General features: G+C 71.1%; 17 protein-coding genes, 1 tRNA gene and 1 other RNA gene. 12 read left to right on the top strand and 7 right to left on the bottom strand.

Going from position 1 to position 19,031, the window contains the following annotated elements; translation table 11 throughout:
- Positions 1 to 60: 60 nt before the first annotated feature.
- Positions 61 to 309: a hypothetical protein gene (locus ACT26F_RS14465; RefSeq protein ID WP_471671245.1), complete on the bottom strand. Its 249-nt coding sequence runs from the start codon at positions 307 to 309 to the stop codon at positions 61 to 63.
- 204 nt (positions 310 to 513) lie between these two features.
- On the opposite strand from ACT26F_RS14465, the gene ACT26F_RS14460 reads away from it, so the two are divergent.
- The 3 genes from ACT26F_RS14460 to ACT26F_RS14450 all read left to right on the top strand — a co-directional run bounded on the left by ACT26F_RS14460 (position 514) and on the right by ACT26F_RS14450 (position 3,383).
- Entirely contained in the window at positions 514 to 1,305 is a 792-nt protein-coding gene (locus ACT26F_RS14460) for a hypothetical protein (protein ID WP_471671244.1), read from the top strand.
- A gap of 98 nt (positions 1,306 to 1,403) precedes the next feature.
- Positions 1,404 to 1,850 (top strand): type II 3-dehydroquinate dehydratase, encoded by a 447-nt coding sequence (gene aroQ, locus ACT26F_RS14455; RefSeq protein WP_471671243.1) that lies wholly within the window; start codon positions 1,404 to 1,406, stop codon positions 1,848 to 1,850.
- 36 nt (positions 1,851 to 1,886) lie between these two features.
- Positions 1,887 to 3,383 (top strand): potassium/proton antiporter, encoded by a 1,497-nt coding sequence (locus tag ACT26F_RS14450; RefSeq protein ID WP_471671242.1) that lies wholly within the window; start codon positions 1,887 to 1,889, stop codon positions 3,381 to 3,383.
- Here the strand turns inward: ACT26F_RS14450 and ACT26F_RS14445 are convergent.
- Together ACT26F_RS14445 and ACT26F_RS14440 are read right to left on the bottom strand one after the other, a co-directional pair.
- Positions 3,370 to 3,891, bottom strand: coding sequence for a LytR C-terminal domain-containing protein (locus ACT26F_RS14445; protein ID WP_471671241.1), 522 nt, complete (start codon positions 3,889 to 3,891; stop codon positions 3,370 to 3,372). The genes ACT26F_RS14450 and ACT26F_RS14445 overlap by 14 nt on opposite strands.
- Complete coding sequence (locus tag ACT26F_RS14440; protein WP_471671240.1) at positions 3,888 to 4,190, bottom strand: type II toxin-antitoxin system VapB family antitoxin; 303 nt, start codon at positions 4,188 to 4,190, stop codon at positions 3,888 to 3,890. The genes ACT26F_RS14445 and ACT26F_RS14440 overlap by 4 nt, the downstream gene beginning before the upstream one ends.
- Before the next feature lie 101 nt (positions 4,191 to 4,291).
- Here ACT26F_RS14440 and ACT26F_RS14435 point away from each other — a divergent pair, with 101 nt between their 5' ends.
- The gene (locus ACT26F_RS14435) at positions 4,292 to 6,058 is read left to right on the top strand and encodes a helicase HerA-like domain-containing protein (protein ID WP_471671239.1); all 1,767 of its coding nucleotides are present in this window, start codon (positions 4,292 to 4,294) and stop codon (positions 6,056 to 6,058) included.
- A gap of 4 nt (positions 6,059 to 6,062) precedes the next feature.
- On the top strand, positions 6,063 to 6,830 hold the full coding sequence (locus tag ACT26F_RS14430) for a M14 family zinc carboxypeptidase (protein ID WP_471671238.1): 768 nt from the start codon (positions 6,063 to 6,065) through the stop codon (positions 6,828 to 6,830).
- A gap of 14 nt (positions 6,831 to 6,844) precedes the next feature.
- Here ACT26F_RS14430 and ffs read toward each other — a convergent pair.
- Positions 6,845 to 6,941: signal recognition particle sRNA small type (ffs, locus tag ACT26F_RS14425), an RNA gene on the bottom strand.
- Between the two features lie 120 nt (positions 6,942 to 7,061).
- On the opposite strand from ffs, the gene ACT26F_RS14420 reads away from it, so the two are divergent.
- The 5 genes from ACT26F_RS14420 to ACT26F_RS14400 all read left to right on the top strand — a co-directional run bounded on the left by ACT26F_RS14420 (position 7,062) and on the right by ACT26F_RS14400 (position 13,694).
- The gene (locus tag ACT26F_RS14420) at positions 7,062 to 7,748 is read left to right on the top strand and encodes a response regulator transcription factor (RefSeq protein WP_471671237.1); all 687 of its coding nucleotides are present in this window, start codon (positions 7,062 to 7,064) and stop codon (positions 7,746 to 7,748) included.
- Positions 7,745 to 10,312 (top strand): DUF4153 domain-containing protein, encoded by a 2,568-nt coding sequence (locus tag ACT26F_RS14415; RefSeq protein ID WP_471671236.1) that lies wholly within the window; start codon positions 7,745 to 7,747, stop codon positions 10,310 to 10,312. The genes ACT26F_RS14420 and ACT26F_RS14415 overlap by 4 nt, the downstream gene beginning before the upstream one ends.
- Before the next feature lie 46 nt (positions 10,313 to 10,358).
- A tRNA-Ser gene (locus tag ACT26F_RS14410) sits at positions 10,359 to 10,446 on the top strand.
- A gap of 237 nt (positions 10,447 to 10,683) precedes the next feature.
- A complete protein-coding gene (locus ACT26F_RS14405; protein ID WP_471671235.1) occupies positions 10,684 to 12,582 on the top strand; it encodes an NHL repeat-containing protein in 1,899 nt (632 codons plus the stop codon).
- A 62-nt stretch (positions 12,583 to 12,644) separates the two neighbouring features.
- Positions 12,645 to 13,694, top strand: a complete 1,050-nt coding sequence (locus ACT26F_RS14400; protein ID WP_471671234.1) for a lipoate--protein ligase family protein — start codon at positions 12,645 to 12,647, stop codon at positions 13,692 to 13,694.
- A gap of 92 nt (positions 13,695 to 13,786) precedes the next feature.
- On the opposite strand, the gene ACT26F_RS14395 is transcribed toward ACT26F_RS14400, so the two are convergent.
- The 3 genes from ACT26F_RS14395 to ACT26F_RS14385 form a co-directional block, all read right to left on the bottom strand.
- Entirely contained in the window at positions 13,787 to 14,884 is a 1,098-nt protein-coding gene (locus ACT26F_RS14395; RefSeq protein WP_471671233.1) for an acyl-CoA dehydrogenase family protein, read from the bottom strand.
- A gap of 1 nt (position 14,885) precedes the next feature.
- A complete protein-coding gene (locus ACT26F_RS14390) occupies positions 14,886 to 16,001 on the bottom strand; it encodes an acyl-CoA dehydrogenase family protein (RefSeq protein WP_471671232.1) in 1,116 nt (371 codons plus the stop codon).
- Between the two features lie 87 nt (positions 16,002 to 16,088).
- On the bottom strand, positions 16,089 to 17,402 hold the full coding sequence (locus ACT26F_RS14385; RefSeq protein WP_471671231.1) for a threonine/serine exporter family protein: 1,314 nt from the start codon (positions 17,400 to 17,402) through the stop codon (positions 16,089 to 16,091).
- A 41-nt stretch (positions 17,403 to 17,443) separates the two neighbouring features.
- Between ACT26F_RS14385 and ACT26F_RS14380 the strand changes: the two genes are divergently transcribed.
- Positions 17,444 to 18,421 carry an alpha/beta hydrolase gene (locus ACT26F_RS14380; protein ID WP_471671230.1) on the top strand — a complete coding sequence of 326 codons (978 nt, stop codon included), beginning with the start codon at positions 17,444 to 17,446 and terminating at the stop codon, positions 18,419 to 18,421.
- Complete coding sequence (locus tag ACT26F_RS14375) at positions 18,418 to 19,014, top strand: HAD family hydrolase (RefSeq protein ID WP_471671229.1); 597 nt, start codon at positions 18,418 to 18,420, stop codon at positions 19,012 to 19,014. Before ACT26F_RS14380 ends, ACT26F_RS14375 begins: the two co-directional genes overlap by 4 nt.
- Positions 19,015 to 19,031: the final 17 nt, after the last annotated feature.

The raw sequence follows: 19,031 nt of genomic DNA, 5'->3' as shown, positions 1-19,031 counted from the left end.
TGCCCGGCCGACCGGGTCAGCGGGCGAGCGCCTCGCGGTGTGGGCCCGGGTGGCCGTGGGCTACGCGTCGGTGTCGCCGAGCAGGCCGGACTTCCTCCGCTCGAGCAACCAGTGGATCTCGTAGGTGTCCGGGTGCCGCCACTCGCGCATCCGGTACTCAAAACCCGGGAGCAGTACGACGGGGATCGGGTCCGGGGACGCCGGAGCGACCACCCCGGCGACGACCTTCGCATCCGTCGGGATGAAGGGCGACTGGGCGGGGACAGGGCCGGTGACGATCTCCACTGGATCTCCGTAAGGACGCGCCATGAGCCGGAGCGTACCAGTCCGATCGGTCACGCGACCGATAGGTGAGACTTAGAACACAGTGCCGAGAATTATAAAAGTCGTATAAGGATCGTATAGAGTCCGCGGGCTGGGTCAGCCGCGGATCCGCGAGGGCGGCACCACCCCGATCGGGACGAGTGAGCGGACCCGAACTGCCCAGCACACCTACCCCCGAGAAGGAGAAGCATGAAGAAGCAGACCATCGCCGTTGCCGCGGGTGGCGCGATCATCCTCGTCATCGGCACCGCCGGAGGCGCGGTCGCCGGCTCGCTCATCACGAGCACCGACATCAAGGACGGCACCATCCGGGCCGTCGACGTCAAGAACGGCAGCCTCACCGGGCGCGACGTCCGCGACGGCACGATCCGGTTGCGCGACCTCACCCCCAGCGCTCGGGCATGGATCGTCGCCCAGGCCGGCAAGGCGGGCAAGGCGGGTGTCAACGGCAAGAACGGTACGGACGTGGACGCGTCCGTGCTCCAGGACCTTCGGGACCGGCTCGACGCCCTCGAGGGCTACGCCGCCACCGGCCACGACATCAACACCAACTGGGTCGAGGGCGAGGATGGTGGCCCGGCCACGATCGTCGACCCGAGCACCGTGAAGCTCGATTCGGCCGACCAGGGCTACTCGTACGCGAGCATCAAGAACCTGGACCTGCAGGTCGAGGCGTCCACGGTGATCGAGTACACCTACCGCCTGTCCGACGGTGCGGTTCCGGCCGCCGGCGCCCCGCGCCTCAAGATCGTCATCGACGGTGTGGCGTACTCGTCGGTCCACCAGATCAACCCGGACTACGGTCACGACAACGGCGACGGCACCTTCACCGTCGCGGCGATCGCGACGAGCCTGAACGACAACTCGGCTCGCCAGAACCCGAACGGTTCCGTCACGCGCGCGTCGCTGATCTACGAAGGCACCGGCACGATCGAGTTCACGAAGGTCGTCATCGGAGGCCAGCCGATCTCGTTCAAGTGATCCGAGTCGGCTGAACGGCCAGCCTCCTGCTTCGGCGGGAGGCTGGCCGTTTCGCGTACGCGGGGGTCGAGGCCTCGGCACGGCGATACGGTGAGCCCGTGACCGACCGACGCCTGCTGCTCGTCAACGGACCGAACCTGAACCTGCTCGGCACCCGCGAGCCCGAGATCTACGGAGCCCAGACGCTCGCCGACGTCGAGCGGCTCGTCACCGAGGTGGCCGCCGAGCGGGGATTCGAGGTCCGCGCACTCCAGAGCAACCACGAGGGCGTGCTGATCGACGCGATCCACCACGCCCGCCACGACTGCGCCGGCATCGTCATCAACCCCGGCGGACTCACCCACACGTCGGTCGTGCTGAGGGACGCGCTGGCCGGCGTGGCCCTGCCGGTCGCCGAGGTCCACATCTCCGACGTCATGGCCCGCGAGTCGTTCCGGCACCACTCCTACGTGGCGGACGTGGCGGTCGTCCACGTCGTCGGCGAGGGCGTCGAGGGCTATCGCACGGCCGTCGACCGCCTCATCACGACGATCGGTGACCGATAGAATCCGTTCCACCGGCGAGCGCGGGAGGGAGATGAGGTGACTTCCCACGACCTCGACGTCATCTTGTTGACGGGGTCGGGGGTCCTGATCCTCGCTGTCCTGGCCGTCCGCCTCTCCGTGGGCGTGGGCCTGCCCTCACTGCTCATGTACCTGGGCCTGGGCGTCCTGATCGGCTACGACGGCAACGGCGTCGACTTCGCCGACTACAACACCGCCCTCGTCCTGGGCCTGTCCGCGCTGATCCTGATCCTCGCCGAGGGCGGTCTGACCACGACGTGGGCCAACGTGCGCCCGTCGCTCGGACTGGGACTGCTGCTGGCCACGTTCGGCACCGCCATCAGCGTCGTCATCGTCGCGATGGGCGCGCACTACATCTTCGGGCTCGAGTGGGAACTGTCCGTCCTGATCGCCGCCGTGCTCTCGCCGACCGACGCCGCTGCCGTGTTCTCTGTCCTGCGGTCGGTGCCACTGAAGTCGCGCGTCTCCGGCGTCCTGGAGGCGGAGTCGGGCCTCAACGACGCCCCCATCGTCGTGCTGGTCACCGCCATCAGCATCGGCGAGATCCACGACCACGGCGTGCTCGCGTTCGCCGGCCTGATCCTCTTCGAGCTCGTCGTCGGATCGCTGCTGGGCCTGGCCGTCGGCTTCGGCGGCGCCCGCCTGCTGCGCCGCGTCGCGCTGCCGGCCGCGGGCCTCTACCCCCTCGTCGTCTTCGCGGTCACCGTCCTGGCGTACTCGCTCGCGGCCACGATCCATGCCAGCGGCTTCGCGGCCGTCTACGTCGCCGCCGTGGTCCTGGGCAACACGGAGCTGCCGCACCGGTCGGCCACGCGGTCGTTCGTCGAGGGGATCGGCTGGCTCGCGCAGATCGGCCTGTTCGTCATGCTCGGCCTGCTCGTCCACCCGAGCGACATCGAGGGTTGGCACGTCGTCGCGGGCGTCGGCATCGGCGCCCTGCTGACGTTCGTCGCGCGGCCGGCTTCCGTCGCCGCGTGCGCGACGTGGTTCCGGGTCGGCTGGCGCGAGCAGCTGTTCATCGGCTGGGCCGGCCTGCGCGGGGCCGTCCCGATCGTGCTCGCGACGATCCCGCTCGCGAACGCGGTCGACGAGTCCGTCGACCTGTTCAACATGACGTTCGTCGCGGTCGTCGTCTACACGATCATCCAGGCCGCGCCGCTCGGCCGGCTGGCCCGGTGGTGCGGTGTGCTGTCCGACCGCGGACGCGACGTCGAGATCGATGCCGCGCCGCTCGAACGGATCTCCGCCGACCTGCTGCAGATCCACGTGCCGCCGGGCTCGAAGCTCGCGGGGGTCGAGATCGACGAGCTGCGGTTGCCCCGTGGCGCCTCGGTGACGATGGTCGTCCGCGACCAGGAGACGATCGTGCCGCACCGCACGACGCGCATCCGGGTCAACGACGAGCTGCTCATCGTGACGACGCGGGAGCTGCGCGAGCAGGTCGAGGAGCGCCTGCGCGAGGTCGCCCGCAGCGGCCGTCTCGCCGGCTGGGACCGCCGACCTAGGGCAACGTGATCGTCGGGACGCACACCGCGACGTCCTGACCGACCGCGAGCTTGGTCTTCGCACCCTTCTTGAAGCCCGCGTAGTCCGGGCCCACGAGGATCGAGACGCCGTGGTCCTCGGTCGTGAAGTCCGGCGCCTGCGTCGCGACCTTGCCCCTGAACTGGGCGGCGACCAGCTTGACCGTCGGGTCGTTCGGGTCGGTGGTCAGGATCGTGACGTTCTTCGCCTTGAGCCGACCGGGGTTGTTGCTGGCCATGCCGCCGAGGAAGCCGCGCCGCTCGAGGTTGATCTTGACCCGGTTGGCCAGGCCGGCGCGCTCGCTCGTGTTGTAGACGTGCACCATCACGAGGTTGCTGGTCAGCTGCTCGCCCTTGGCGACGGTCCTGGCCTCGCACTCCTCCTGCTGCTCGGCGACGGGCGCCGTCTCGGAGAACGCGAGGTTGACGCCCAGGCCCGTGCCCACCACGAAGACGCCCGCAGCGCCCGCGACGACCAGACGCTCGATCGCCTTGCTCATGCCTGCTTCCCGATCGTGTGGACCCGCGCGTGCACCATCGTGCGTTGCTGCAGGGCCGAGCGCAGGGCCCGGTGCAGGCCGTCCTCGAGGAACATCTCGCCGTGCCAGCTCACGACGTGGGCGAACAGGTCGCCGAAGTACGTGGAGTCGCTGTCGAGCAGCGTCTCGAGGTCGAGCGTGGTCTTCGTCGTGGTGAGGTCGTCGAGGCGGACCTGGGTCGGCGCGATGGCCGCCCAGTCGCTCTGGGTCAATCCGTGGTCGGGGTAGGGCCGCCCGTCCCCCACGCGGCGAAAGATCACCCGGTCAGTCTAAGCACTCGCCCACAGCCCGCCACCGAATCCGCGGCCTGCCCGCGACGGACCGCGCGCCCCTCGCGACGAGCGGGACTAGCCTGAAACGCATGACCGAGAGCGATCCGACCGTCGACGCCGCCGACGAGGCCGCCGCCAGCGCCGCGCAGGCCGCCGCCGAGGCGCAGACCGCCGCCCGGGAGGCCCAGCGCCGGGCCGACGAACTGGCCGCGGCGGCCGAGGCGGCAGCGAGGAAGGCCGCCGAGGACGACGCCGCTCCCACCCCTGCGTCCGAGCCGGTCGCCGCACCCGAGGGCGACTCCAAGATCGTCGCAGCCGTCAGGGCCGGGTACGCGTTCGACGGCCCCGCCCTCGAGATCGGCGCGCTCGTCGAGGGCGGCGAGCCCCGCGCGGACGTGCCCGTGCGGATCCCGTTCGGCATGCTCAACCGGCACGGCCTCGTCGCCGGCGCGACCGGCACGGGCAAGACCAAGACGCTGCAGGTTCTCGCCGAGCAGGTCAGCGCGGGTGGCGTCCCCGTGTTCGCGGCCGACATCAAGGGCGACCTGTCCGGCATCGCCACGCCCGGCACCCCGAACGAGAAGCTGCTCGCGCGGACCCGGGGCATCGGCCAGGACTGGCAGCCCGCCGCCGCGCCCACCGAGTACTACTCGCTCGGTGGCAAGGGCACCGGCGTGCCGATCCGGGCGACGGTCGAGTCGTTCGGGCCGACGCTGCTCTCGAAGGTCCTCGACCTCAACCCCACGCAGGAGTCCTCGCTCGCGCTGGTCTTCCACTACGCGCGGAAGGCGGGGCTCAACCTCGTGACGCTCGAGGACCTGCGCGCCGTCGTGGCGTTCCTCGACAGCGATGCGGGCAAGGCCGAGCTCAAGGAGATCGGCGGCCTGTCCACCGCGACGGTCGGCGTCATCCTGCGCGAGCTGATCACGTTCGCCGACACCGGAGCCGACGTCTTCTTCGGCGAGCCGGCGTTCGAGGTCGGCGACGTCCTGCGCACCGACGCGTCCGGGCAGGGCATCGTGTCGCTGCTCGAGGTGCCCGGCGTGCAGGACCAGCCCGAGCTGTACTCGACGTTCCTCATGTACCTGCTGCGCGAGCTGTTCGCCGCGCTGCCCGAGGTCGGCGACACCGACAAGCCCCGGCTCGTGTTCTTCTTCGACGAGGCGCACCTGCTGTTCAAGGACGCGTCGAAGGACTTCCTCGAGATCGTCGTGCAGACCGTCCGGCTGATCCGCTCCAAGGGCGTCGGGATCTTCTTCGTGACCCAGACCCCGAAGGACGTGCCGGACGACGTGCTGGCCCAGCTCGGCTCGCGCGTCCAGCACCAGCTGCGCGCCCACACGCCCCAGGACGCGAAGGCGCTCAAGGCGACGGTCTCCACGTACCCGAACTCGGGGTACGACCTCGCGGAGGTGCTGACCCAGCTGGCGACCGGCGAGGCGATCGTCACGGTGATGAACGAGAAGGGGGCGCCGTCCCCCGTCGCGTGGACCCGCGTCCGCGCGCCCCGCGGTTCGATGGAGCCGACGCCCGCCGAGGCGATGGCCGCGGCGATCACCGCGTCGCCGCTCTCGGCCAAGTACGGCGCCGTCGCGGCCACGACGGGTGCGGCCACCGCGCTCGACGCGCAGGAGAAGGCGGCTGCCGAGGCCGCGGCTGCCGAGCAGGAGCGCCAACGCGCTGCCGACGAGGCCGAGCGGCTCGAGACGGAGCTCGCGAAGCGCTCGAAGACGACGACCGGTCATCGCCGCAAGACCGGCTCCACGCGCATGTCGCCCATGGACCGGGCGATCGGCGAGGCGAGCCGCACCGCGGCACGCGAACTCATCAAGACGATCTTCGGAAGGAAGCGGTGAGTCGATGGCATCGGGGGTTCGGGCGGCACTGGTCGCCCTGGCGTTGACGGCGGGGCTGCTCACGGGACCGGCGACGGCGCCCGCGAGCGCGGCCGAGACGACCTACGTCAAGAAGAAGGTCACGGTCGGCACGACCGTCAAGGGACGCAAGATCGTCGCGTACTTCCGGGGTGACCCCGATGCGAAGCGCGTAATGCTGGTGATCGGTCAGATGCACGGCGACGAGAAGGCCGGCCGGCTCACCGCCCGCCACATCGTGCAGCGGCTGCGGCCGAAGGCGGGGACGGCCGTGTGGGTCGTGCCCACGATGAACCCCGACGGGCACGCCCGCGGCACCCGCACGAACGCCCGCGGCGTCGACCTCAACCGGAACTGGCCCACGAGCGGCTGGATCAAGGGCTCCAAGGGCTCGCGCACGTACGGCGGGCCGAAGAAGGCCAGCGAGCGCGAGACCCGGGCCATGATGAAGTTCCTCCGCAAGTACAAGCCCGACTACATCGTGTCGCTGCACCAGCCGCTCAAGGGCGTCGGCAAGTCCGGCAAGGACGTCGCGTTCGAGAAGCGGCTGGCCAAGCAGCTCGGCCTCAAGCGCAAGCACTTCGGCGTCGCGCAGGGCAGTGGCGTGTCACCGACCCTGACCGGTTGGTACAACGACGTGCTCGGCCGGCACGGCACCGCGATCACGGTGGAGTTCGGCCGCAGCCCCTCGAAGGCGTACGCCGGCCGGAAGGCCGCACACGGCATCTTCCGCGCCGCGAAGGTGCACCGCTGACGCCACCTGCGGACATGAAGGACCCCTCGCGTACCCGGCAGGGACCACTGACCCTTGCTGCATTCCTGCCCTGGGGGAGTTGGGTGATGTGCCGCCACGCGAGGGGCTGGCAACCAGCATACGGGGCGGCCTGCAGGGCCCTCCAGCCATCCCCCACCGACCCGTGAACCTGCACGGGATCTTCACACATCCCGCCCCCGTCCCACGCACCCGCAGACCTAGGTTGGGTGCATGAGCCGCCGCCGGATCCTCGTGGTCGAGGACGAGCCCACGATCGCCGCCGCCGTCGCCGACCGGCTGACCGCCGAGGGCTACGAGGTGCTGCGGGCGCACGACGGGCCCGGCGCCGTGGCGATGTGCGAGCAGGAGCAGCCCGATGCCGTCGTCCTCGACGTGATGCTGCCGGGCTTCGACGGCCACGAGGTGTGCCGACGGATCCAGGCCACGCGTCCCGTACCGGTGCTCATGCTGACGGCGCGCGACGACGAGGCGGACATCCTGGTCGGCCTCGCGGTCGGCGCCGACGACTACCTGACGAAGCCGTTCCGCATGCGCGAGCTCGTCGCTCGCGTCGCCGCACTGCTGCGCCGCGTCGAGCGGGCCGCCCAGCTGGGTGCGCCGACGACGATCGAGGCGGACGGCCTGCGGATCGACCTCGCCGCCCGACGCGTCTGGGTCGACGACGAGCAGGTCCACCTGACGCCGACGGAGTTCGACCTGCTCGGCCTGCTCGCGTCGAGCCCGGGGACCGTGCTGACGCGCGAGCGCCTGCTGGCCGAGGTGTGGGGCTGGTCCGACGCCTCGGGCACGCGGACCGTCGACAGCCACGTGAAGGCGCTCCGGGCCAAGATCGGCGCGGAACGGCTCCGGACCGTGCACGGCGTCGGCTACGCGCTCGAGTCCGGAGCGACGTCGTGAGCCCGCGGCCGCTCGACCCGGTGCGGTCGGTCAAGGTCAAGCTCGGGCTGCTCGTCGCCGCGAGCGCCGCCGTCACGATGGTCGTCGCGACGATCGGCTCGAGCGCCGGAGTGCCGCTCTGGCTGAGCGTCCCGGTGACGATCACCCTGGCGCTGGCCGTGACACAGCTGCTCGCGGTCGGGATGACCTCGCCCCTGCGCGAGATGACCGCGGCGGCCGGGCAGATGGCGCGGGGCGAGCACGCCGTGCGGGTCAGCGCGACGTCGCGCGACGAGATCGGCGAGCTGGCTCGCGCGTTCAACCAGATGGCGGCGGACCTCGACCAGGTGGACCGGCAGCGGCGCGAGCTCGTCGCGAACGTCAGCCACGAGCTGCGCACGCCGCTGACCGCCCTGTGCGCCCTCCTGGAGAACCTCGCCGACGGTGTCGCGGAACCCGATCCCGAGGCGCTGCGTGCGGCGTTGGCCCAGGGGGAACGGCTCGCGGCGCTCGTGAACGACCTGCTGGACCTGTCGCGCGTGGATGCCGGCGCCGTGGCGCTTCGGCGCGAGCCCGTCGCGGTGCGCGAGTTGCTCGGGGCGGTCGTGAGCGAGTTCGGCTACGGCGACCGGAAGGTGTCCGTCGCGGTCGCCGTCGACCCCGAGGACCTGCACGTCGACGGTGACCCCGCCCGGTTGCACCAGCTGGTGGCGAACCTCGTCGACAACGCGATCCGGCACAGCCCCACGGGCGGCACCGTCCGGGTGACGGTCGGCGCGGCGGCCGACTCGTGGTGGCTCGAGGTTGCGGACGCGGGTCCAGGCGTCGCGGCGGCCGACCGGGAGCGGGCCTTCGAACGCTTCGGCACGCTCCGCGAGACCGAGGGCGGCGGTGGCACCGGACTCGGCCTCGCGATCGCCCGCTGGGTCACCGACCTGCACGGCGGCCGGATCCACTTCGTCGACCCGCGCGACGGCGAGACCGGTGCCCGGGTGCGGGTCGCCCTGCCTCGCTCCGTCCCGCCACGTGCCGAGACCGGCACCCCGTCCCCCGTCCCCGCTCCCCTTCCCCAGGAGGCTCCCGTGACCACCACGACTGCGCCCGAGCGCGGCCCCTCCCGCCCTGCCGTGCCCTCGATGACCGACTCGCTCTTCGGCTCCCTGTGGACCGATCCGGGCATCCCGGCCAACCGCTGGGCCCTGCTCGGCGCGGTCGGCGTCGGTGTGCTGGCCGGCGTCGTGCTCCCGTTCCGCGAGCTGGGCCTCGGCACCTTCGTCGTGCTGCTCGCGCTCGGCGGCCTGCTGCTCGGCGTGAGCCGGCACCGACGCGACGTCTTCACGCTCGCCTGCGCCGCCGGGTGCGCCCTGCTGGCGTTCGTGCCCGTGCTGCGCGACGCGGAGTGGATCGTCGTGCTGTGCCTGCTCGCCGGCGCCGTGCTGACGGCGGTCGGCCTCACGCGGGGCCGCTCCGTCCCGGCCTTCGCCGCGGCAGTCGTGGCGTGGCCCACGGCGAGCCTGCGCGGGCTCCCGTGGCTGGGCCGGACGATGCGCGGCGTGGCCGGCGGTGGCCACCGCGCGGCGCTGCTGCGGACCGCGGTGTGGTCGGTGCTCGGGCTCGTCGTGTTCGCCCTGCTCTTCGCCTCGGCCGACGCGCTGTTCGCCAGCTGGTTCGACGCCCTCGTCCCGGACCTGGGCTCCGCGGACTTTGCCTTCCGCGTGTTCGTGGCCGTCTTCGTCGGCGGCGTCGCGCTCGCCGGTGCGTACCTGGCGCTGAACCCACCGCACGTGGACGGCCTGATCCTGCCCACGCGGCCGGCCGCGCAGCGATTCGAGTGGCTCGTGCCGGTCCTCGTCGTCGACGCCGTCTTCGCCGTGTTCCTGGCGGCGCAGGCGACCGTCATCTTCGGTGGTCACGACTACCTCCAGCGCACGACGGGGCTGACGTACGCGGAGTACGTGCACCAGGGCTTCGGCCAGCTGACGGTCGCGACGGCGCTCACGCTGCTCGTCCTGTGGGCGGCGTCGAGGAAGGCGTCCCGCGACGCCGAGGCCGACCGGCTGTGGCTGCGGGTCTCGCTCGGTCTGCTGTGCGCGATGACGCTCGTCGTCGTGGCCTCGGCGCTGTACCGGATGCACGTCTACCAGGAGGCGTACGGGTTCACCCGGCTGCGGCTCCTCGTCGATGTGTTCGAGGGCTGGCTGGGCCTGCTCGTGCTCGCGACGATGGCGGGCGGCATCGCCCTGCGCGCGACGTGGCTCCCCCGCCTCGGTCTCGCCACCGGAGTGGCCCTGCTGCTGGGGCTGGCGGCGATCAACCCGGACGCGTGGATCGCCCGGCACAACGTCGACCGGTACGAGTCCAGCGGCGATGCCGACTGGCACTATCTGGCGACCCTGTCCGACGATGCCGTCCCGACGCTCGCGACCCTGCCCGCCGACGTGCGGGTGTGCGTCCTCACCGTCGACGCCGGTGGCGGGGACTGGCTCGAGTGGAACCTCGGCCGGTCCCGCGCCCAGCAGCTGGAGTTGACGCCGCTCGGATACGACGGCCAGGACCTCGAATGCGACGGCCAGACCCACGACTGACGGCCCGATGGGGACGGCGAGCCCGCCACCCCGTAAACTCACCCGCGGAGGATTCGCATAGTGGCCTAGTGCGCTCGCTTGGAAAGCGGGTTGAGTGAAAGCTCTCAGGGGTTCGAATCCCCTATCCTCCGCCACCAAGGACGAAGCCAGCGGGCGGTACGCACAGCGTGCCGCCCGCTGGTGTCTTCCCAAGGCACCAGGGCGGAGGCTTGCCTCCGCCACCAAGGACGAAGCCAACGGGCGGTACGCACCACCATCGCGCCCACCCGTCCGGCCCGGGCGCGGCATTCCGCTCCCCCCGCCCCGGAAACCCCCTAGCCTGCTCCAAGCGGTGTCGATCCGCGATCCGTCCCAGCTTCACGAGGTAGGTCATGCGCCGCAGCGCCATCGGGGTCCTTGCCCTGCTCATCGCCGTCCCCTCCGGCCTCGTCGCCGGTGCGGGTCCCGCCACCGCGGCGACCGTGTCCGTGTCGTCGATCGGCGGCTTCGTTGCCGACGACGTCCACCAGCGGGTGTTCGTCGGCGACCGGACCAGCGGGTCGATCCTGGCCGCTGACTACTCGGGCAACCTCGTCGACTCGGCGTCCGGCATCGCGGGTGTCTCCGGCCTGGCGCTCTCCGCCGACAGTCAGGTCCTGTACGCCGCCTCCTGGACCACCCACGAGGTCGTGGCCCTCGACGCGGCCACCCTGGACGAGATCACCCGCTACACGGCGGCGACGACCCACGGGCCCCGACACCTGGCGTTCGCCGGTGGGAAGGTCTGGTTCTCGTACGGCGACCAGTGGGACGGCAATCTCGGGTCCATCGACCCCGGTACCGGCACCGTCACGATGAACCAGTACCCCAAACGCGTTTGGGGCCAGGCGCTCCTGGACGGCTCGACGGCCAAGCCCGACCTCCTGGCCGTGGGCCAGACAGGAATCTCCACGGACTCGATGGCCGTTCTCGACGTCTCCGGCGCGGCACCCTCCGAGGTGGCCTTTCACAAGGGGAACTACACCCTCAACGAGGGCATCGGCGACATCGACCTCGTTCCCGGCGCCGCCCAGGTCCTGGTCAACGGACGTGAGCGCCAGCCGTACGCCGCGGGCCAGTTCTCGGCCGGCGGCGCGTACCCGAGCGGCACCACTGCCGACATCTCCGGCACCGGAATGGTGGCCACGGCCGATGACGACCAGGTCACGATCTTCCGCCCCAACGTCTCACTGCCGGTCAACACCTTCGCCGCGAAGGCGACCGCAGTGTCCTGGGCGGCCGACGAGTCGCGACTGTTCGTGCTGAACGGCAGCGGGCCCTTCACCCTGAGCGTCATCGGGGCGCCGACGCTGGCCAAGCCGACGCTGACCGTGAGCGCACCCGCGACGGCACCCCGCGCCCAGCAGCTGACCGTTCACGGCAGGCTCACCGCGGGCACGCCGTTCGCCTCCAGCGTCTCCCTCGACGTGCTGCGCAAGGACATCGAGCACCCGAACGGCACTGCGCTTCCTGCCGTGGCCGTCGGCTCCGACGGATCCTGGACCCTGACGGACACGCCGACGGTCGGCGGGCCCGTCACGTACGTCGTGTCGTACGCCGGTGACGCCGACCACCGTCCCGTGACCTCCTCGGCCAAGGTCTCCGTCTCGCGGAACACCCCGGCCGTGACACTCCGACCCGGGACGGCGACCTACGCATACGGCAAGAAGGTCACCTTCACGGCCCACCTGGGGTCGACCTACCAGAACCGCAAGCTCGAGCTGTGGGTCGACCCCGCCGGCGGCGACAAGCCGCGCACGCTGGTCCGAAGCGGCACCGTCAACGCGAAGGGCGACCTGAGCTGGACCGGGACCCTTCGACGCAACAGCGTCGTCAGCGCGGTCTACGCCGGCGACGCCCGGACCGCGACGCGGACCGTCTCGGTCACGGCCAACGTGCGCGTGGCACTCAAAGTCGCGGTGTCGCGCCACTACAAGAAGGCGAAGATCGGGGGCCAGAAGTACCACTGGTTCCACAAGCGGACGGCACCGGTCGTGAGGACCACGATGTCGCCGTACCCCGGGCGCGACGTGCGCATGGACTTCCAGATCCGCCTGAACGGCGCCTGGCGCTCGGCCGGTCACGAGTACTTCGACCTCGACCGTGCCGGACGGGTGGCGGTGGGGGTCACCTCGCCGAACCGTACCGGGATCAAGGCGCGGGTTCGCTCCTCGTACATCCGGCACGGCTCCGGGGACTCGGTCAACACGACGACCCACGGCGCCTGGACGTACCTCTACTGGACCAAGTAGGTCCGCCGACTCGGCGGGAATGCCCGCGGAAGCAACCCGCGAGGAGCATTGTTGGAATCACCATGCGTGGTGAGTACAAGGTCCCGGGCGGCAAGCTCGTCGCGGTCGACCTCGAGGTGGCCGGCGACCGGTTGACGGACGTCAGCGTCTCGGGTGACTTCTTCCTCGAGCCCGAGGAGGCGCTGCTGGACCTCAACGCGGCGCTCACGGGCGTCTCGGTGAACGCCCAGGTCGACGAGTTGTCCGCGGCGATCTCGGCGGCCGTCGGTCCCGACACGTCGTTCATCGGCTTCAGCCCCGAGGCCGTCGGCATCGCCGTCCGCCGGGCGCTCGGCAAGGCCACCGCGTGGCACGACCACGAGTTCGACGTCATCGGCCCGGTGACCCTCGATCCCGCCGTGCACGTCGCGCTCGACGAGGTCATCGGCCGCGAGGTCGCCGACGGCCGGCGCCCGCCGACGCTGCGGATCTGGGAGTGGGACAGTCCACTCGTCGTGATCGGCTCGTTCCAGAGCTACGTCAACGAGATCGACCACGACGGCGCCGAGCGGTACGGCTTCGACGTCGTGCGCCGCGTCTCCGGCGGCGGGGCGATGTTCATGGAGCCGGGCAACTGCATCACGTACTCACTCGTGGTGCCCGCCTCCCTCGTCGAGGGGCTCAGCTTCGAGCGCTCCTACTCGTTCCTCGACGACTGGGTGATCGAGGCGCTCTCGGAGGTCGGCGTCGAGGCGCACTTCGTCGGGCTCAACGACATCGCGAGCGCCGACGGCAAGATCGGCGGCGCCGCCCAGAAGCGGTTCGCCGGCGGGGCGGTGCTGCACCACGTGACGATGGCCTACGACATCGACGCCGACAAGATGACCCGCGTGCTGCGGATCGGTCGCGAGAAGATGAGCGACAAGGGCACCCGGTCGGCGAACAAGCGCGTCGACCCGATGCGCTCGCAGACCGGCCTGTCGCGCGAGGCGATCATCGGCTCGTTCCTGGGCACGTTCGAGCGTCGCTACGCCACCCACGACTCGGACTACACCGACGTCGAGCTGGCCGAGGCGCAGCGCCTCGTCGCGGAGAGGTTCTCCACGCGGGAGTGGACCCACCGGGTGCCGTAGGTCGGTTTACCACGGTCCCTTGGTTATTTGGCTCCTCCCTCGGTGAACTCACCGAGGGAGGAACTGCTCAACCGAGGGACCGTGGTAAACCGTCAGCCGATCGGGTCGAAGACGTCGTGGTCACCGACGGTCGCGGCGAGGCGCGCCCGGTGGAAGTCGCCGTCGCCGATGAGGTGCTCGATCGAGATCAGGCGGCTCGCGTAGTGACCCACCGAGTACTCGGCCGTCATGCCGATGCCGCCGTGCAGCTGGATCGCGTCGGGGCCGATGTGGCGGCCGGCGACGCTGACCTGCAGCGCGGCGTGCGAGGCGGCGGTCGAGATCTCCGCGGGCGTCGAGCTCTCGTCGGCCGCGACGATCGTGGCCCACGTGATCGCCGACCGGGCGAGCTCGAGCGCGACGTACATGTCGGCGGCGCGGAAGTTCAGCGCCTGGAACGTGTTGAGCGTGACGCCGAACTGCTTGCGCGTCTTGAGGTAGCCGACCGTGGTCTCGAGCGCGGTCTGCATCGCACCGAGCGCCTCGTGGGCGTAGGCGATGCGAGCGCGGTCGAGTGCGGCCTCGATCGCGGCCGACTGGTCGCCACCCTCGCCCAGCGGAACCGCGGGGGTGTCGCCGAACGTCACGGTGGCCGCGCGCGAGCCGTCGTTGGTCACGACGGTCTCGACCGCCGTGGCGCCCTCGACGAGGAACACGCCCGTGCCGCCCTCGGGCAGCGCGGCGGTCACGAGGAGGAGATCGGCGCGCTCGGCCTGCACGACGGGCGCCTTGACGCCGTTGAGCCGGCCGTCGGCGAACGTCACGGTCGCGTCGGTGGCCCAGCGACGGCCGGGCTCCATCCACGCGAGGATCGGCAGCACTTCGCCACCGGCGATCGCCTCGACGTACTGCTTCTTCTGCGCGTCGGTGCCGATCGCGTCGATCAGTCCGCCGGCCAGCACGATCGCCTCGACGAACGGGTCCGGCGCGATGACCTTGCCGAGCTCCTCGGCGGCGAGCGACACCTCGACGGGCGACGCCTCGAACGGCAGGCTCAGCACGCCCATCTCGGCGAGCTGCTCCCACGCGGCGAAGCCCGGGTCGGACTTGGTGATCTCACGGCGGGTCTCGGACGAGTCGTAGACGTCGCTGATCAGGCTCTTGACGGCGCCGACGAGCGCCTTCTGCTCGGAGTCGATGGTGAAGTCCATGTCACAGTCCCAGGATCGTGCCGGCGATGATCGTGCGCTGGATCTCGTTGGACCCGCCGTAGATCGACACCTTGCGGTTGTTGAGGAAGATGCGGGTCTCGCGGCTCGTGAGCGCCGACGGACCCTCCAGGTCGGTGAACAGCTCGGAGACCTGCTGCTGCAGGACCGAGCCCTTGAGCTTGAGGACGCTCGAGGCCGGGTGCGGCTTGCCGGCGGACGATCCGGCGGCGACACGCAGCGCGGTCAGCTCGAGCGCGACCAGCTGGTTCTCGATCTCCACGAAGCGCGGCACGTACTGGTCGAAGACGCCCAACTCGCGGGCCTTGGCCTTGGCGGTCGCGAGGTTGCGCTGGCTGGCGCCCACCTGGGCGATGCCGACGCGCTCGTTGCCGAGCAGGAACTTCGCGTACGTCCAGCCCTTGTTCTCCTCGCCGACGAGGTTCTCGGCCGGGACGCGCACGTTGTCGAAGAACACCTCGTTGACCTCGTGGCCGCCGTCGATGAGCTCGATCGGGCGGACCGTCAGGCCCTCGGTCTTCATGTCGATGAGCAGGAAGCTGATGCCCTGCTGCTTCTTCGGCGCGCTCGGGTCGGTGCGCACGAGGGTGAAGATCCAGTCGCCGAACTGACCGAGTGTGGTCCACGTCTTCTGGCCGTTGACGACGTACTCGTCGCCGTCACGGACGGCGGTCGTGCGCAGGCTCGCGAGGTCGGAGCCGGCGTCGGGCTCGGAGAAGCCCTGGCTCCACCAGATGTCGAGGTTGGCGGTGGCCGGCAGGAACCGCTCCTTGAGTTCCTGCGAGCCGAACGCCGCGATGACCGGACCGACCATCGACGCGTTGAACGCGAGCGGCGGGATGACGCCGGCGAGCTGCATCTCCTCGTGCCAGATGTGGCGCTGCAGCTGCGTCCAGTCCTTGCCGCCCCACTCGACGGGCCAGCCCGGGACGGCCAGGCCGCCGGCGTTGAGGGCCTGCTGGGAGCGCACGATCTGGTCGCGCGCGATCTCGCCGTGATTGATGATCGTGTCGCGGATGTCCTGCGGCACCTGGGTGGTGAAGAACTCCCGCATCTCCTCGCGGAAGGCCTGGTCCTCGGCGGACAACTGAAGTCTCATGGGTGCCCCTTCGCACACTAAGCGCTTGCTTAGTGGCCCACGGTACGCCACCGGGCCACGTCGACACCAGTCCGGTCGGGCGAGGTCTCAGTCACGCCGCCGACGACTGCGCGCCCGGAACGGGCCCACGAGGCGCGGACCGGCGAGTCGGCGCTCCAGCCGGCGGGTCTCGCGGCCGAGCGGCTGCGCGACGTACTCACCGAGGATCACGCCCGCCGCGAGCGCCAGCGCGACGGCGGCGGCGGTGATGCCGGCGAAGATGCCCGAGAGGTTCTGCTCCGCCAGTTGCGCGAGGGCGAGGTAGACGGTCAGACCGGGCAGCAGGGGCACGATCGCCGACACCACGATGACCAGCGCCGGCACCCGCAGCCACTGCGACACCGGATAGCTGGCGATGCCGATCAGCACCGCCACGATTCCCGCCGACCACGGCCGGTCGAGGCCGTTCTGGGTCATCGTCGCCGAGAGGGCGCCCGCGCCCGCCGCGATCGCCGCGATCCCCGGCACGACCGACCACGGGGCGTACGACTGCACCGCGAACCCGGCCGCCGCGAGCCCCGCGCCCGCCGTGACGAAGGGCAGGTGCGAGAGGTCGGGCAGGCTCGCGCCGGAGCCCAGGTCGACGCCCAGCATCCGGCCGACCATGAGCCCGCCGCTGACGCCCGCGACGATGCCCGCGGTCGCGAGCAGGACCTCGAGCAGGCGGGCGACGGCCGTCAGGTGGTAGCCCGAGAGCGCGTCCTGGATCGCACCCATGAGCCCGAGTCCGGCCAGCAGGACGACGATGTTCGAGGCGATGACCAGCGACGGGGGCGCGGGCAGGGACAGCGCCGCGGCCGACACCGCGATGAGCGAGCCGCACAGGCCGCCGACGACCTGGATGTAGAAGTCCGGCAGCCGGCGCACCTCCATCGGCCGGCGCAACAGCTCGATGGCGACGGCCGCGAGGAACGCGATCGCCGTGACGGCCGCGTTGCCGCCGAGCATCATCGCGACGCCCGCACCGACGAGGCCGGATCCGCCGACCACGAGCCAGCGAGGACGGGCGTGGCCACCGGTCGTGATCGCGGCGAGCCGGCGGCGGGCCTCGTCGAGGTCGATCTCGTCGGCGAGCATGTCCGCGACGAGCCGGTCGATCGCCGTGACGTCCTCGAAGTCCGTCTCGCGCCGGGACACGTTGCGGCGCAGCACGAGCGGCGGTTCGTCCAGCTCCTGGTCGTGGACCATCGTCAGCATGATGTAGGTGACGTCGACGTACGTCCCACGCAGCCCGAGGTGACGGCAGATCGACGACATCGTCGCCGTCACGTCCGCTGCGCCGGCGCCGTTGGACAGCAACATCTCGCCCACGCGCAGCGCCAGGTCCATGATCCGCAGGGTGTGCGGTGCCGACGACGTCACGTGCCTATTGTGGTCACGCAACACGGCACGAGGGAGGAACCATGGGCGACTGGAGCGAGGACATCCTCGGGGACCCGTACGAACGACGCACGATCGAGCTGGGCGACGACCCCGACGGCGAGGGGCGGATCGTCGCTACCCTCGTGCGCCGACGCTTCGAGGGCGAGCCCACGCGGGCCGTGATCTACGTGCACGGATTCACCGACTACTTCTTCCAGACCGAGCTGGCCGAGTTCTTCGCCGACCGCGGCTACGCCTTCTATTCGCTCGACCTGCGCAAGTGCGGACGCTCGCTGGCTCCCGGCCACACGCCGCACTACGTCTCCGACCTCGGCCTCTACGACGCCGAGCTGTCCGAGGCGCTGCGCATCGTCCGCTCGGAGGTCCCTGACGTCCCGGTGGTGCTGTCGGCGCACTCGACCGGCGGCCTGATCCTGCCGCTGTGGCTCGACCGGCTGAACCTGCTGCCGGGCGGCACCCGCGCTCGGGGCGTCGCCGGCCTCGTCCTGAACAGCCCGTGGTTCGACCTGCAGGGCCCGCCGGTCATGCGGTCGATCGGCACACAGGTCATCCGCGGTGTCTCGAAGGTTCGCGCCAAGACGCCCATGAAGCTGCCGTTCACCGACGCCTACGGGGTCAGCCTGCACGTGTCCGAGGGCGGGCCGTGGGACTACGACCTGACCTGGAAGCCGCTGCAGGGGTTCCCCGTCACGTACGGCTGGCTCAACGCGGTGCGCCGCGGTCACGCCGAGCTGCATCGCGGTCTGGACATCGGCGTGCCGTCGCTCGTGCTGCGCTCGCACCGCACGTGGTTCAGCAGCAAGCACCACGGCAAGACCGACTCGAGCGATGCCGTGCTCGACGTCAAGCAGATCGCGCGCTGGGCGGGCTGCCTGGGCGACGCCGTCACGTCGCTGCCGGTCCACGGCGCGCGGCACGACGTCTACCTCTCGAACGACGAGCCCCGCGCCGAGGCCTACCGGCTCACGGCCGAGTGGCTGGACCGCTGGATCGCGTGACGGCACGCACGATCGGGTTCGACCTGGACATGACCCTGATCGACTCGCGGCCGGGGATCGGGGCGGTCTACGAGGAGCTCGCGCGTCAGACCGGCGTGTTCGTCGACGTCGCCCTCGTGACGTCGCGGCTGGGCCCACCGCTGACGTGGGAGCTGGCGCACTGGTTCCCCGCCGACGCCGTCCCGGAGATGTCCGACCGGTACCGCGCGATGTACCCCGAGATCGCGATCCCGCGCGTCGTGGCGCTGCCCGGCGCGGTCGAGGCGCTGACCGCCGCGGGGCGGATCGGGCGCGCGATGGTGCTCACCGCCAAGGCCACGGCCAACGCGGCCCTGCACCTCGAGGCGCTCGGCCTGCCGTGCGACCTGCTGGTCGGTGACGCGTGGCGCGAGCAGAAGGCCGAGGTGCTCGTCCGCGAGGGTGCCGACACGTACGTCGGCGACCACGTGCACGACATGGACGCCGCGCGGATCGCCGACATCCGCGGGATCGGGGTGGCCACCGGACCGTGCTCGCGGGAGGAGTTGCGCGACGCCGGCGCCGACCCGGCCGTGGCGTCGCTGCACTCCGTGCCGGACCTCCTCATCGGGTGACCCGTCACCGCTGACGG

This window comes from Aeromicrobium sp. SP1 (assembly GCF_055663785.1).
This window is presented reverse-complemented; position numbering and strand designations above follow the sequence as displayed.

Coding starts and splice junctions, on each gene's coding strand:
- ACT26F_RS14465 (WP_471671245.1), bottom strand. CDS start 309: ATGGCGCGTCCTTACGGAGATCCAGTGGAGATCGTCACCGGCCCTGTC.
- ACT26F_RS14460 (WP_471671244.1), top strand. CDS start 514: ATGAAGAAGCAGACCATCGCCGTTGCCGCGGGTGGCGCGATCATCCTC.
- ACT26F_RS14445 (WP_471671241.1), bottom strand. CDS start 3,891: ATGAGCAAGGCGATCGAGCGTCTGGTCGTCGCGGGCGCTGCGGGCGTC.
- ACT26F_RS14435 (WP_471671239.1), top strand. CDS start 4,292: ATGACCGAGAGCGATCCGACCGTCGACGCCGCCGACGAGGCCGCCGCC.
- ACT26F_RS14430 (WP_471671238.1), top strand. CDS start 6,063: ATGGCATCGGGGGTTCGGGCGGCACTGGTCGCCCTGGCGTTGACGGCG.
- ACT26F_RS14420 (WP_471671237.1), top strand. CDS start 7,062: ATGAGCCGCCGCCGGATCCTCGTGGTCGAGGACGAGCCCACGATCGCC.
- ACT26F_RS14405 (WP_471671235.1), top strand. CDS start 10,684: ATGCGCCGCAGCGCCATCGGGGTCCTTGCCCTGCTCATCGCCGTCCCC.
- ACT26F_RS14400 (WP_471671234.1), top strand. CDS start 12,645: ATGCGTGGTGAGTACAAGGTCCCGGGCGGCAAGCTCGTCGCGGTCGAC.
- ACT26F_RS14395 (WP_471671233.1), bottom strand. CDS start 14,884: ATGGACTTCACCATCGACTCCGAGCAGAAGGCGCTCGTCGGCGCCGTC.
- ACT26F_RS14390 (WP_471671232.1), bottom strand. CDS start 16,001: ATGAGACTTCAGTTGTCCGCCGAGGACCAGGCCTTCCGCGAGGAGATG.
- ACT26F_RS14380 (WP_471671230.1), top strand. CDS start 17,444: ATGGGCGACTGGAGCGAGGACATCCTCGGGGACCCGTACGAACGACGC.